We start from the raw sequence: 14170 nt of genomic DNA on the forward strand, positions 1-14170 counted from the left end.
CTGGCTGTCACCAATCTCCGGCCAGACAGAACAACTCGATGGAGGACCGCATCTTGAAAACCATTTCCGCATTGCGCCTTGCCCTGCTGGGCAGCGTGTTCGCTCTCGCCAACGGCGCCGGTGCCATGGCGGCCGAACTGAACATCTATACGACGCGCGAACCCGGACTGATCCAACCACTGCTTGACGCCTTCACCGCCTCGAGCGGTGTCAAGGTCAATACGGTCTTCCTGAAGGACGGTCTTGCCGAGCGCGTGGCCTCGGAAGGGGAAAGCTCTGTTGCGGACATCCTCATGACGGTCGATGTTGGCAATCTCGCCGACCTGGCCGAAAAGGGCCTGACGCAGCCGGTCAAGTCGGATGCACTGAAAGCCGCCGTGCCGGAAAACCTGCGTGACCCGGCCGACAATTGGTTTGCTCTCTCGATGCGCGCCCGCGTGCTCTACGCCGCCAAGGGCATCGATCTCGCCAGCTTCAACTACGAGAACTTGGCTGATCCAAAATGGAAGGGCAAGATCTGCATCCGCTCCGGCCAGCACCCCTACAACACGGCTCTCTTCGCCGATTACATCGCGCATCATGGTGCCGAGGCGACGGAAGCGTGGCTTGCTGCCGTCAAAGGCAATCTCGCACGCAAGGCGGGCGGCGGCGACCGCGATGTGGCAAAGGACATCCTCGGCGGGATTTGCGACATTGGCATTGCCAATTCCTACTACGTCGGCCTGATGCGCTCCGGCAAGGGAGGCGAGGAACAGGTCGCCTGGGGCAACGCGATCAAAGTCATCCTGCCGACCTTCGAGGACGGCGGCACGCAGGTCAACATTAGTGGCGCGGCCATCGCAAAGCATGCGCCGAACAAGGATGAGGCCGTGAAGCTCTTGGAATACCTTGTTTCGGACGGGGCCCAGAAGCTCTATGCGGAGGCGAACTACGAGTATCCGGTCAAGGCCGGCGCAGCAATCGATCCAATCATCGCCTCGTTTGGTGAACTCAAGGTCGATCCCGTGCAGATGACGGAAATCGTCAAGCATCGAAAGCAGGCAAGCGAGCTGGCCGAGAAGGTCGGCTTCGACAACTGATGGACGACCAGGCCCGGCGGCGCCGCGCCCGGTGGCTGCCGATGCCGCACGTCGATCTTCGTTCTTCCTCCAAGCTGAAGGCTGCCCGGTACAGATCCGGGCGGCCATGGCTGCTTGCATCCGCCTTTATCGCTGCGCTGGTCGCCACTCCAGTTCTTGCACTTGTCTGGCAGGCGCTTGAAGGATCGAGCGGGCTCTGGCCGCATCTTCTCGCCTATGTCCTGCCGCAAGCATTGATGCAGACAGGCATGCTGCTGGTCGGCGTCGGGGTCCTGGTGACCCTTCTTGGCACCTCGACGGCCTGGCTCGTCACGGCCTATGATTTCCACGGCCGCAGGCTGCTCGAATGGGCGTTGCTTCTCCCGCTGGCGGTGCCGACCTATATTGTCGCCTACGCCTATCTCGATCTTCTCCATCCGATCGGTTGGATTCAGGGTGCGATCAGAGCGGCCTTTGGCTATGCGAGCCCCCGTGACTTCCGTTTGCCCGATATCCGCTCGATGGCCGGCTGCATCGTGTTGCTGGGCTTCGTGCTTTATCCTTACGTCTACCTTACGACACGGGCTATGTTTCTCACTCAGGCGGCCAACCTGGTCGAAGTGTCGCGCACGCTCGGAAGCGGAAAGGGCCGTGTCTTTTGGCGGGTCGCATTGCCGTTGGCGCGGCCCGCGATCGCCGTCGGTGTCAGCCTGGCATTGATGGAGGCACTCAATGACATCGGAGCCTCTGAATTTCTCGGCGTAAAGACGCTGACTGTTTCGATTTACACGACCTGGGTGACGCGGTCAGACCTGCCGGGTGCGGCGCAGATTGCACTTGCGATGCTGACATTGGTGGTCGCGCTCGTCACAATGGAGCGTTGGGCACGCCGTCGCCAGCGCTACTGGTCGAGCGCGCAAAGATCGCGGAGCTTCACGCCGCATCGTCTCGGCACCGCTACCGGCCTGACGGCATTTGCGCTCGGTCTCCTGCCGGTCTTCATCGGGTTCGTTGCCCCGGCGAGCTATCTTGTCGTTGAGGCGTGGAAACGCTTCCGTTTCGCCGGGCTGTCGTCCCGGCTGTTCTCGGAAACGCTCAACACAGTGATCCTGTCGGCCACAGCAACCCTCGCCATCCTGCTCTTCGGCGTGGTCATCGCCTACGCGGCGCGCTCGCTTCCCGGTCGCATCACGGCGGCGTTGCAGCGAATTTCCACGGTCGGCTATGCGATGCCCGGGACGGTATTGGCAATCGGTATATTGGTGCCCGTTGCGGCGCTCGACCGGATGATCGATCGAATTGCGCTCGAATGGCTGGGTGCGTCAACCGGTCTGCTGTTGATCGGCTCCGGGGCCGCGCTCGGCTATGCCTATGTCGCGCGCTTCCTGGCAATTGCTGTCGGTTCGGTCGAAGCTGGCTTCAGCCGAATTCCGCGCTCGTTCGATCACGCCGCGCGCAGCCTCGGCCAGAACGTGACTGGGATATTCCAGCATATTCATCTGCCGCTTTCGAAACCGACGCTCGTGGCCGCAGGCTTGCTTGTGTTTGTCGACTGCATGAAGGAACTGCCGGCCACACTCCTCTTGAGGCCGCTCAATTTCGAGACATTGGCGACGCATCTCTATGGGGAGGCGGCGCGAGGAACCTATGAGGAAGCATCGGTCGCCGCACTTGCCATCGTTCTTGTCGGCGTCTTGCCGGTTATCGTTCTTGCCCGGATCGGGCGGTGGAAATCCTGAAAGGGGAGCAGTGAAGCCAAGCGGTTGTTGTAAGCCCGATTTGCCGACGCCGTGCCCGATGATATGCACTTCGCGATGCCGGCAGATCGGAGCGACCTTCGGGAACATTCGAAACTGTCTAACGTGTGTTTCCTCTCCCAATACGCCTGAAATCACTTGTCGCAGTTTGCCACACTGGTCGCACCTCGCCATATCTCCTCATCACGACTTTTCCCGGATCGCTCGCACCACCTCGTCGATGTCGCGAGGCTCCATCCCCAGTTCGTGGAAGCCCGGCTGCTCGGTGTCCGCTACGTTGTCTCTCTCCATGAGTTCAATCTGGTTGCGTGTCAGCGGCGCGCCGGGGACAACCTCAGCGAATGTCGCAAGCGCGCGCCAGGCCGGAAATGGGACAGACACCAATCGTGTGTGGATGCCGAGCAGTCGGGACACTTCGCGAACCAGATCTCGATAGGTGTAGACGCGGGGACCGCCGAACTCGAAAATACGGCCCCGGTATTCGGCCGTGCCCGAAGCAAGACGCGCTACGGCCTCCGCCACGTCCTCCACGAATGCAGGCTGGAGACGGGTGTCACCGCTGCCGAACAGCGGATAGACAGGAAGGACACGAACCAGTCTCACGATCATCGTCAGAAAGGCGTCGTCGGTTCCCGTCATCACTGCAGGGCGAACGATGATCGCGTCGGGAAACGCAGCTGTGACGGCTTCCTCGCCGCCCCCGCGCACCCTGATGTAGCGGGACCTCGAACTTGGATCGGAACCGATCCCGGAAATCTGGATATAGCTCTCTACGGAAGCGTCGCGCGCCGCTGTCGCCAATCCGGACGCGGCCTCAACGTGGACCCGTTCGAACGTCAGATCTCCATGCTCGGAATAGAGGCTAACAGCGTTGACGATCGCGCTCGCGCCCGAAACAGCTTCGGCGACCTGATCTTGGTCGAGGATGTCGGCTTTGATGGCGGTGAAGAATTCGCCGTGATCCTGCTCGCCTCTCGCGCGATCCGGATGACGAGATGCCGCGCGCACTGCGATGCCGCGGTGGAGAAGGCGTTTCACGATCCTTCGGCCGAGAAAGCCAGAGCCGCCGAACACGACGGCGAGCTTCTCCCCTGGCCGAATGGTCAATGATGGGTTCGGTATGTCGTCCATCCTCTCCAACGATCTTGAGCGCGAAACGTTCGACCGAAGGCTGGAAAGGTATTCACCGGGCCGGTGGACGAGCTAATTTCCTCACCTCCGATCCCGTAGATGATTGCGATGCCGCCGATGAAGACCGGAAGCATCGCGGCGGTGTAACAGCCGATCCGCCGCGGCCGACTAGCAAGCATAGCGACATTGATTCACGGAATGGGCGCGGAGGTCGAGCAAGTCAGACAATCGCCCGATCCCAACCACCGTAGTGTTCCTCGCTAGGCGCGCCACGCGGCAGGCTGAGACCGATCAACGCCAGTCCGATCACGATATCGGCTACCGCTGCGATGCCTGAACCGCCGTCCAGCAAGAACGGGGATGCCGCGATCCATGCACCGAGCGCTACGTTGAGGAAGCGCGCTGGTCGCACGACCTCGGCCATGGCAGTGACGGCGACCATGATCACGAGGCAGCCGACGATGTGGTCGCTGAAGTAGAGCGGCGGCTGCGTTGCGAAGATCAGCGGCGTCGCCATCAGCAGGATACCGAGGAGCGTGCTGGCGACGAGAGTCCACGGGAAGGTCACACCGCCGAGCAGGAAGTCCTTCAAGAACTCGCCTGGCGAACGGTCGAGATCGGGCTTTGGCGTCTGGTTCTCCGAAAGCGCCGGGCCACCCATCCAGAAGGTGCGCCAGAACGGCTCGCCCGCCCGCTTCGCGCGCCAGAGATATTGGACGGTCGCCAGCACCTCGTCGACGGAATACGGGATGAGGATCACCGTTACCGCCGCCTGGATGATGCAGAGCGTGCACAGCGCGCCAATCAGCGGCGGCTGGATGATGATAAACGAGACGCTGACCGCGCCCAGCGGAATGATCAGCAGGCCGAACAGGAACACCATCCATGGCATGGTGCGCCAGCGGCGACGGTCGCCGATGGTGCCGGCGAGGATGTCGAGGCCGTAGGCAAAGGCGCCGAGGCCGGCATCGGCGATCGGGAATCCCTTCGACACCCATGACGTCACGACTGCCTCAGTGCCGTTGGTGACAGCCGCTTCGCCAGGATCGAAGAACGGATCCCACAATCCGTCGATTTGACCCATCTGGTAGGCGGCGAGGTAGCGCGACACGAAAAGCCCGAGGAAAGCCAGGGCAACGATTGGAATGCGCTGGGTGAAAGAAGACGGCGAATAACTCCATCCCAGCGGGCGGTCGTCGTCGGCCGCCAACGCCCGGTGACTTATGCCCGGCGTTGGCGGGATCATCACCGCGAAGGCCACCACCAGCATGCCGACGAGCGTGTCGATGCCGTAGGCCGCCGCGCTCGTCGTCCAGAACACCAGCGGCGCGAACATCACCCACAGACCGACCGCAGCCGTGATCCACTGAACCCATTGGCGTCCGCGCGCCATGCCCGTCAGCGACAGGATGGCGATGAGCGGGCCTGTCAGAATTTCGCTGATGCCGAGCCGTATGTTCCTGACCTGGGGTTCAGCGATTTCGTGTCCAAGAGCTGGCGGCATTGTTGCCGACACCGGATCGAACAGGCCCAGTGTCATCGGTGAGGTCACCAGCCACAGACCGAGCGCCGCATTCGCCATCGGCGCCCAGAGCGTCCAGAAACGATGCCGTCGGACGGCTTTGTCGACGTCCTCCGGGCTGCGCTCGAGCGGCTGGATCAGGCGCTTTCTCGCCTGATCCAGTTCCGGCTCCGAGGCTGCGACCGCCGACGGATGGAGTTTGTTCTTCTCGTACCAGTCTGTCGGATCCAGCTTCAGCCTGCGGATCATCTCCGGCAGCGTTCCAGTCAGGCTGTGCCGCGGCTCCCACCCGATCAGAGAGCGCGCGCGAGAGACGTCGATCTCGTAGTGGTCGTCGGAGTTCTCGATCATCCAGGGCTTGATATCCGTTTCCTGATCGAGCACCTCGGTCTGCAGCCAGGCGCCAGCCTTCGTAAGCCCTTTCGGCAGGCTGAGTGTGCGCCATTCCTCGTCGTGGACCAGCCGCCCGATACGCTTCTGCATTCCCTCGTAGGACGGCGTCTCCTCTTCGCCGAGCAGCAGCACGGTTTCCTCGGGAAGCTCTGCGCGACGGTCCACAATGCGCACGATCGCGTCGACCAGGTCGTCCTTGTGAAGGTATGGCTGGCCCGAGGTCAGATCACCGGCGAAGAGATAGGCGGTCGGCAGCCGCTCGAAGATGCGAGAGATCTGCTGCGCGATGAACGCGGCTCGGCAGTCCTCGTCGTAGACGCCGGCGAGCCGCAGGACCACGGTCCGGAGGTCGCCACGCTCGCTCGATATCAGCTCCTCGGTGTCGGCCTTCGACTTCGGATAAGCCCAAGACGGATCGAGCGGGGAGTCCTCGTCGATGCGCACGCCCTTGTCGGGGCTCGGCGCATGGACCAGCAGAGTGCTGGAGAAAACCAACTGCTCGGCGCCGACTGCCTTGAGCGCCTTGAGCAGCCGGCGTGTGCCTTGCACCGTCACGGCTTCGTATTTCGGATTGTCCTCGCCGGTTGTGTCGTAATAGGCGGCCAGGTGGATGACGGAGGCGATACGCTCGCCGGCTCTGCTTGCCGCTTCCTTTACGGCGGCATCGACGCTTTCGTCGGAGGTGAGATCGATCTCGACCGTCTCCATTCCGTCGATCGGGTGCTCTGGTTTCCTGACGTCGAGGCCGATGACCTGATACCGCTCGCGCAGACCTTTCGCGATGGCCTGGCCGAGGAACCCGGAGCTTCCGGTGATGAACACCGCAGGACGGTCTTCGGCTTTCTTCGGCATCGGATCGCTTCCTTCTAGGCGACACAGTTTATCGCCGCGACAGCGTGGAGCTTGCATTCCGCAAATGGCGCAGCAGCGGCGATGAGCATTTTCATAGCTGCCGGGTTGTTGCTGAAACGATGAGCGAAACCCTCTCGTCAAAGTCGCTCTGAGTCTGTTTCAGCAATTAAAGCATTGGCCGCCGATTCTGTTCCAAGTGCCAAAAGACAACGCGCTTCCATGTGTCGTTCGACATTGACGGAGAGCCAAAGCATGAAAGAGGTGCCGCCCGCAGCGGCCCATCCTTCCAGCACTGAAAAATGTTTCAAGATATCACTGTGATGTCGGGTTCGACGCTGCACGCCGCCTATTTGGCGAAGTCCAGTCGAGCGCCCTCTGGCTAGCTCCAGGCCTATGAGGTTCGTGATACGAAATGAGGTGCCGTCGGTTCATATACCTTCAAGGTGGTCGATCAAATTGTGGCCCGAAGTGAATCTCCGAAGAAAATTTTCCCTTTTTAGCAAGCGGTGCGCCACGCAGATGAACGCCATCTCGAGTAGGAGATCTGCTCCACTCATTTGCATAACCGGCTGTTCGCGGCAGCCGCCTCGCCTTCTTCCGACACAACATCGTTGATCGCCGCCGCAAAGCTGGCCACCGTCAATCCGGCGTGGGGCAGGACTTGAGATAGCTGACGACGGCATCGGCGATCATTCCGCGGTGCCGGTCGATGGCATCGCTTTCCGAGAGATCCCGCCTGAAAATCGTGCCAAAGGTGTAGCGGTTCGAGACGCGGAAGAAGCAGAAGGCGCTGATCATCATGTGGACATCGATCGGATCGGCCTTGCGATGAAATACGCCCTGTTCGAAACCACGTTCGAGGATTCCAGCTATCGTCTCGATGATCGAGACGTTGAGGTCGCGGATGGCGTCGGAGCGCAGCATATGCGCGGCGTGATGAATGTTCTCGATGCTCACCAGCCGGACGAAATCCGGGTTGGCTTCGTCATGATCGAAGGTCGTTGCGATCAGCGTGCGTAGCGCTGCTTCTGGCTCCAGGTTCGAAAGCTTTAGATCGGCCTCCAACGAGCGGATCTTGCGGTAGGACTGCTCCAACACGGCAAGATAAAGACCCTCCTTGCTGCCGAAATAGTAATAGATCATCCGCTTCGAGGTACGGGTCTTTTCCGCGATTGCATCGACGCGCGCACCGGCGAGACCATGGGTCGCAAACTCCTTCGTCGCGACGACGAGGATATCCGCCTGCGTCCGCTGCGGATCGTTCTTTCGTCCGTTTTCAGGCCGATCCGCCATCACTCTCACGACCTTATCACCTAAACCGCTGTTTCCAATCGTCAAAAACCGGATCCTGAACGTGAAGGCTGCCATTCATGCGCTGCCCGACGACAAAGTCATATTCACCTTACACCTGCGTTTCAATAGATCACCGCTTGACATTCGAACTAGTTAGTACATTTTTAAAACAAGGCAACATGTCCCGGAGGAGGGGCGCGAGGTCTCCGCCCAGATGTGCGTTCGCGCGCGGCTGATTTACGTCGGAAAGATAACTGGATCTGTGGCCCACGCTTTGGGAGGAGCGAATGACCCGCATCATAGATTTCTATTTTCTCGTGCTGAAGGCGACGATCGCGCTCTTGCTGGCAGGCATGGTCGTCCTCGTCTTCGGCAACGTCATCCTTCGCTATGCCTTCAATCAAGGCATCACGTCCTCCGAAGAGCTGTCTCGGATGTTTTTCGTCTGGCTGACATTTCTCGGCGCGGTCGTCGCAATGCGCGAGCATGGCCATCTCGGAGTTGATTCAGTGCTGCGGCGCCTGCCACCCACGGCTGCTAAAATGGCTGCCCTCGTCGGGCATGCACTGATGCTGCTGGCGACCTGGCTGATGATCAGCGGTGCCTGGACTCAAACGCTGATCAACCTCCATGTGGCAGCGCCGGCGACCGGGATATCGATGGCATTTTTCTACGGCGCCGGCCTGGCCTTCGGCATTCCGGCTTTTCTCATCCTCCTGTGGGACGCTTTTGCGATCGCCACGGGGCGCATCGACGTCATGACGGTCGAGCTTGTCCGTGACAGTGAGGAACAAGCCGCGCTCGACGATCACGCCGATCCGGCACTTGCCAGGGCCGTGACAAAGCATTGAGGGGCGGGAAATGACTGTATCCATCTTTCTTGGAGCACTTCTCGGACCCATGGCGCTTGGCGTGCCGATCGCCTTTGCCCTCATCATCAGCGGCGTTGCTTTGATGATGTATCTTGACATGTTCGATGCGCAGATCGTGGCGCAGAACGTGCTGAACGGCGCCGACAGCTTTCCGCTGATGGCGGTTCCCTTCTTTCTCCTCGCCGGCGAGGTCATGAATACCGGCGGACTGTCTCGTCGCATTGTCGACCTTGCCATGGCCATGGTGGGCCACGTCCGCGGCGGTCTCGGTTTTGTCGCCATCTTCGCGGCCTGTGTTCTTTCGAGCCTTTCCGGGTCGGCCGTTGCCGATGCAGCGGCCTTGGGCGCCCTTCTTTTTCCGATGATGAAGAAGTCCGGACACGACCCGGCGCGCACCGGCGGCCTCCTCGCCTCAGCTTCGATTATCGGGCCGATCATTCCTCCGTCTATCGGCTTCATCCTCTTCGGCGTGGTTGGCGGCGTCTCGATTACCAAGCTTTTTCTGGCGGGGATTTTCCCGGGGCTCATGATCGCCGCCGCCCTCTGTGTGACCTGGCTGATCGTCGCGCGAAAGGAGCAGTTCGCACTTCCCGCAAAGCAGAGCGGCGCGGTGCGCCTCAAAGCGCTCATCGACAGCATCTGGGCCTTGATGCTGCCGGTCATCATCATCGTCGGCTTGAAATTCGGCGTCTTCACGCCGACCGAAGCCGGCGTCGTTGCCGCTGTTTATTCGCTCTTCGTCTCGATGGTCATCTATCGCGAGTTGCCCCCGGCGAGACTGTTTCACGTCTTCGTGGCGGCCGCCAAGATCACCTCTGTCGTCATGTTCCTGGTTGCCTGTGCGGCGGTTTCGGCCTGGCTGATCACGGTTGCCGACGTGCCCGGCGAACTCGCGGCCCTGGTCGAACCGCTGATGGACAACCAGACCCTTCTGCTGCTCGCCATCATGGTGCTGATCGTCGTCGTCGGAACCGCCATGGATATGACGCCGACGATCCTGATCATGACGCCGGTGCTGATGCCGATCATCAAGCAGGCGGGCATTGATCCGGTCTATTTCGGCGTGCTTTTCATCATCAACAATGCGATTGGCCTGATCACGCCGCCGGTCGGCACCGTGCTCAATGTTATCTGCGGCGTCTCAAAGCTCTCGATGGAAGAGTTGATGAAGGGCGTGATGCCCTTTCTCATCGCCGAATTGATCGTTCTGTTTCTGCTCATCCTGTTTCCGCAACTGGTGACCGTGCCGGTCTCCTGGTTCGGACACTGATCGTAGTTTGGCCGGCAACGGCGAACGAATTTCAAAGCGGCCGCAGGGAGTTACCGGCCACAAACCTGGGAGGAAGACATGCTCAATAAACTGACGAAGCTGGCACTGGGATTGGCGCTGCCGATCGCGCTGCTTTCAACCGGCCCGGCGATCGCCGAAATCGGCGAGCACCAGCTGAAATTCGCCTCGGCTAACAACAAGGGCCATCCCCAGGTCATGGGAATGGAGAAGTTCGCCGAGCTCTTGAAGGAGAAGAGTGGCGGCAAGATCGAGGTCAAATTGTATCCCGGCGGCGTGCTTGGCGGCGACGTTCAGACCGTCTCGGCGCTACAGGGCGGCGTCATCGAAATGACGGTGCTCAATGCCGGCATCCTTGCAAACAATGTCAAGCCGTTCGGCGCGGTCGATCTTCCTTTCCTCTTCAATAGCGGCGAGGAAGCCGACAAGGTGATGGACGGACCGTTCGGCTCCGGCCTCATGAAGCTTCTGCCGGATACCGGCCTCGTTGGTCTTGCCTATTGGGAGCTCGGTTTCCGCAACCTGACGAACAATCGCCACCCAGTCACCAAGCTTGAGGACATCAAGGGCCTTAAGATCCGCACGATCCAGTCGCCGATCCCGATCGAGCTCTTCAACAGCCTTGGCGCCAACGCCGTTCCGCTTCCATACACCGAGCTTTATACGGCGCTTGAAACCGGCACTGTCGACGGCCAGGAAAATCCGGCTGCGAACATCATCAATGCCAAGTTCTTCGAAGTGCAGAAGTACATGACGGTGACACGCCATCAGTACAATCCGCAGATCGTGCTCATCAGCAAGAAGTTCTGGGATGGGCTCAACGATGAAGAAAAAGCCGCCTTCCAATCGGCCGCAACCGAGGCCCGCGACTATCAGCGCAAGGTTTCGCGCGAGATGGACGCCAAGGCGATCGAAGAGATCAAAAAGACCGGCATGGAAGTCAGCGAACTGAGCCCGGAAGAGACGCAGAAGCTGCGCGACGCCGTCAAGCCGTTGATCGACAAGTTCAGCCCCCAGATCGGCGCAGAAACGGTCAACCAGCTGATGAAGGAACTCGACACCATTCGCGGCAAATAAGCAAAGGACCGGGCCCGCTGCTGCGGGCCTGGTCTCTTTCTCATCAAAACCACGGAAAAGACGGATGGCCGAAACAATTGTAAGACCGCTAAGGGCCGGCCTGATCGGTGCTGGCATCCAGGCGTCGCTGACACCCGCCATGCACATGAAGGAGGGTGCCGCCCAGGGTTTGAACTACGAGTATGAACTGATCGACCTTAACCGGATCGGCGCCTCGCCAGCCGACCTGCCGGGACTTCTGGCCGAGGCCGAAGCTCAAGGCCTTGCAGGCCTCAACATCACCCATCCCTGCAAACAGATCGTCATCTCCTGTCTGGACGACCTGTCACCCGAGGCGCGGGCTCTCGGCGCCGTCAATACCGTCGTATTCGAAGATGGGCGGCGATATGGACACAATACCGATTGGTGGGGCTTTGCCGAAAGCTTCCGTCGCGGGCTTCCAGACGCCGATCTTTCTTCGGCCGTCCAGCTCGGTGCTGGCGGCGCCGGCGTTGCAACCGCTTATGCAATGCTCTTTCTTGGCTTGCAGAGGCTGGCAGTCTTCGATCGCGAAGCGGAACGTGCTGCCGCCTTGACGGAAACGATGTCACAGCTCTTTCCCGCGGCTTCCATCGTCGCCGGAAGGGATCTGGCGTCAGAGATGCGGCAGGCAGCCGGCCTCGTACACGCAACGCCAACCGGAATGACGAAATATCCAGGCACCCCCTTGCCGCCGGAACATCTTGAGGAACGGCACTGGGTGGCCGAGATCGTCTACTTCCCCTTGGAGACCGAACTGCTGAGGCAAGCAGCATGTCGCGGCTGCCGGACGCTCGACGGCGGAGGCATGGCGGTCTTCCAGGCCGTTGGCGCCTTTCGTCTGTTGACTGGACGAACGCCGGACGCAGCCCGAATGCTCGCGCATTTCAAGGCCATGACCGAGTAATCCTCGATTCGACAAAAAAGGGAGCAGGCCGATGAAGACGTCTATAGCGACCGTATCGTTGAGCGGCGATCTCCGGGACAAGCTTGAGGCAATCGCCAAGGCCGGTTTCGATGGCGTCGAGATATTCGAAAACGATTTCCTCATCTTTGATGAGAGCCCGCGTCAGGTTGGCAGGATGGTGCGTGATCTCGGGATGGAGATCACACTGTTTCAGCCGTTCCGTGATTTCGAAGGCATGCCCGAGCCGCTTCGTAGCCGCACATTCGATCGTGCCGAGCGCAAATTCGACGTCATGCAGGAAATGGGCACGGATCTCGTGCTCGTCTGTTCCAATGTGTCGCCAGCATCGCTTGGCGGTCTGGACAGAGCCGCGATCGACTTCCATGAACTGGGTGAGCGCGCGGCAAAACGCGGTCTGAGGGTGGGTTACGAGGCGCTGGCCTGGGGCCGGCACATTCACGATCACCGCGACGCCTGGGAGATCGTGCGCCGTGCCGACCATCCCAATATCGGCCTTATCCTCGACAGCTTCCATACACTGTCGCGCAAAATCGATGTGAACTCGATCCGCTCGATCCCGAAAGAAAAGATCTTCATCATCCAGCTTGCCGATGCGCCTTTGATCGACATGGATCTGCTTTTCTGGAGCAGGCATTTCCGCAACATGCCCGGCGAAGGCGACTTGCCGGTCCTGGACTTCATGAAAGCAGTGGCGGCAACCGGATACGACGGATATCTGTCGCTGGAGATCTTCAATGATCAGTTCCGCGGTGGCTCGCCCACGGCAATCGCAGTCGATGGCCGGCGCTCTCTGATCTATCTCGGTGATCAGGTAAAGCGGCAGGTGCCGGAAAGCTCCTTGCCCGTTCCCGCGATGCCGCCGCGCGCCTCTGTCGAAGGTGTTGCCTTCGTCGAGTTCACGATCGACGAGGACGAAGCGCCGCAGCTCGAAAGGTTGATTGCAAACCTCGGTTTTCGAAAAGTTTCGAGACACAAGACCAAGAGTGTCACCGTCTTTCGCCAAGGCGGTATCAATCTCGTCGTCAATACCGAGCAGAAGGGCTTTGCCGGGGCGTCATATGCCGTCCATGGCACGACGGCTTATGCTGCCGGCCTGATGGTCGACGATGCCAAGGCGGCAGTCGAACGCGCCGTCGCCCTTGGCGCCGAACGCTTTCGCCAACCCCTTGATGCTGGCGAGATCGAGATGCCGGCCGTACGCGGTGTCGGCGGCGGCATCCTCTATTTCCTCGACGCCAAGACGGAGCTCGCCCGCATATGGGAAATCGAGTTTGATCCGGTCGAAGACACGGCAGCCCCGCAGCCTGCCGGGCTGCAGTCGATCGATCACATTGCCCAGACCATGAAATATGAGGAACTGCTGACCTGGCTGCTGTTCTACACATCGATCCTCGATGCTGACAAGACGCCGATGGTCGACATCGTCGATCCCTCCGGCATCGTGAGAAGCCAGGCCATAGAAAATGCCGACGGGTCGCTGCGCATCACCATGAACGGTGCCGAAAACCGCAACACGCTTGCCGGCCACTTCATTGCCGAAACCTTCGGCTCCGGCATTCAGCATCTGGCCTTCAATACGCAGGATATTTTTTCCACTGCCGCTGCCCTTTGCGCAAACGGCTTCATATCTCTTGCGATCTCGCCGAACTATTATGACGACCTTGAATCGCGTTTCGGTCTGGACGCGGAGTTTGCGGAACGATTGAAGGCGAACAATATCCTCTATGACCGCGATGAGCATGGCGAATATTTCCAGCTCTACAGTCCCACCTACGGTGAAGGCCTGTTCTTCGAGATTGTCGAAAGGCGCGGCTATCGGGGATACGGCGCGGCCAATGCCATTTTCCGCATCGCTGCGCTCAGAAAGCATCTGCGACCGGCGGGCATTCCGCGTGCGTGACGAACCGCAACTTGAGCGAACACCCCCTTTGCGAAAGTGTATAAACGCATGAGTTCACGCCCTTCAAAAGGCGTTCCTGGC

Annotated in this window: 10 protein-coding genes; 7 read left to right on the forward strand and 3 right to left on the reverse strand. The window is 60.2% G+C overall.

Annotation, left to right across the window (positions count from 1 at the left end; all coding sequences use genetic code 11):
- Positions 1-53 precede the first annotated feature (53 nt).
- Entirely contained in the window at positions 54-1079 is a 1026-nt protein-coding gene (locus EV130_RS02660; protein WP_420493398.1) for an extracellular solute-binding protein, read from the forward strand.
- Between the two features lie 41 nt (positions 1080-1120).
- Positions 1121-2797 (forward strand): ABC transporter permease, encoded by a 1677-nt coding sequence (locus EV130_RS02665; RefSeq protein ID WP_074065580.1) that lies wholly within the window; start codon positions 1121-1123, stop codon positions 2795-2797.
- Positions 2798-2998: 201 nt separating this feature from the next.
- Here EV130_RS02665 and EV130_RS02670 read toward each other — a convergent pair whose 3' ends face one another.
- The 3 genes from EV130_RS02670 to EV130_RS02680 all read right to left on the reverse strand — a co-directional run bounded on the left by EV130_RS02670 (position 2999) and on the right by EV130_RS02680 (position 8006).
- A complete protein-coding gene (locus EV130_RS02670) occupies positions 2999-3946 on the reverse strand; it encodes a complex I NDUFA9 subunit family protein (RefSeq protein ID WP_132549199.1) in 948 nt (315 codons plus the stop codon).
- A gap of 220 nt (positions 3947-4166) precedes the next feature.
- Complete coding sequence (locus EV130_RS02675) at positions 4167-6713, reverse strand: NAD-dependent epimerase/dehydratase family protein (protein ID WP_132549196.1); 2547 nt, start codon at positions 6711-6713, stop codon at positions 4167-4169.
- Positions 6714-7352: 639 nt separating this feature from the next.
- The gene (locus EV130_RS02680; RefSeq protein ID WP_074063944.1) at positions 7353-8006 is read right to left on the reverse strand and encodes a TetR/AcrR family transcriptional regulator; all 654 of its coding nucleotides are present in this window, start codon (positions 8004-8006) and stop codon (positions 7353-7355) included.
- A gap of 287 nt (positions 8007-8293) precedes the next feature.
- On the opposite strand from EV130_RS02680, the gene EV130_RS02685 reads away from it, so the two are divergent.
- The 5 genes from EV130_RS02685 (at position 8294) to EV130_RS02705 (ending at position 14089) form a co-directional block, all read left to right on the forward strand.
- Positions 8294-8857 carry a TRAP transporter small permease gene (locus tag EV130_RS02685; protein ID WP_132549193.1) on the forward strand — a complete coding sequence of 188 codons (564 nt, stop codon included), beginning with the start codon at positions 8294-8296 and terminating at the stop codon, positions 8855-8857.
- A 10-nt stretch (positions 8858-8867) separates the two neighbouring features.
- A complete protein-coding gene (locus tag EV130_RS02690; RefSeq protein WP_074063946.1) occupies positions 8868-10148 on the forward strand; it encodes a TRAP transporter large permease subunit in 1281 nt (426 codons plus the stop codon).
- Between the two features lie 78 nt (positions 10149-10226).
- Positions 10227-11243, forward strand: coding sequence for a TRAP transporter substrate-binding protein (locus EV130_RS02695; RefSeq protein ID WP_074063947.1), 1017 nt, complete (start codon positions 10227-10229; stop codon positions 11241-11243).
- A gap of 64 nt (positions 11244-11307) precedes the next feature.
- Positions 11308-12168 (forward strand): shikimate dehydrogenase, encoded by an 861-nt coding sequence (locus EV130_RS02700; RefSeq protein ID WP_132549190.1) that lies wholly within the window; start codon positions 11308-11310, stop codon positions 12166-12168.
- Between the two features lie 31 nt (positions 12169-12199).
- A complete protein-coding gene (locus EV130_RS02705) occupies positions 12200-14089 on the forward strand; it encodes a bifunctional sugar phosphate isomerase/epimerase/4-hydroxyphenylpyruvate dioxygenase family protein (protein WP_132659166.1) in 1890 nt (629 codons plus the stop codon).
- Positions 14090-14170 lie beyond the last annotated feature (81 nt).

Source organism: Rhizobium azibense (assembly GCF_004342325.1).
Taxonomy (GTDB): Bacteria; Pseudomonadota; Alphaproteobacteria; order Rhizobiales; family Rhizobiaceae; genus Rhizobium; species Rhizobium etli_B.

Bases quoted from the DNA above. Each gene is read 5' to 3' on its own strand.
- EV130_RS02665 (WP_074065580.1), top strand. From the start codon at position 1,121: ATGCCGCACGTCGATCTTCGTTCTTCCTCCAAGCTGAAGGCTGCCCGG.
- EV130_RS02670 (WP_132549199.1), bottom strand. From the start codon at position 3,946: ATGGACGACATACCGAACCCATCATTGACCATTCGGCCAGGGGAGAAG.
- EV130_RS02675 (WP_132549196.1), bottom strand. From the start codon at position 6,713: ATGCCGAAGAAAGCCGAAGACCGTCCTGCGGTGTTCATCACCGGAAGC.
- EV130_RS02680 (WP_074063944.1), bottom strand. From the start codon at position 8,006: ATGGCGGATCGGCCTGAAAACGGACGAAAGAACGATCCGCAGCGGACG.
- EV130_RS02685 (WP_132549193.1), top strand. From the start codon at position 8,294: ATGACCCGCATCATAGATTTCTATTTTCTCGTGCTGAAGGCGACGATC.
- EV130_RS02690 (WP_074063946.1), top strand. From the start codon at position 8,868: ATGACTGTATCCATCTTTCTTGGAGCACTTCTCGGACCCATGGCGCTT.
- EV130_RS02695 (WP_074063947.1), top strand. From the start codon at position 10,227: ATGCTCAATAAACTGACGAAGCTGGCACTGGGATTGGCGCTGCCGATC.
- EV130_RS02700 (WP_132549190.1), top strand. From the start codon at position 11,308: ATGGCCGAAACAATTGTAAGACCGCTAAGGGCCGGCCTGATCGGTGCT.
- EV130_RS02705 (WP_132659166.1), top strand. From the start codon at position 12,200: ATGAAGACGTCTATAGCGACCGTATCGTTGAGCGGCGATCTCCGGGAC.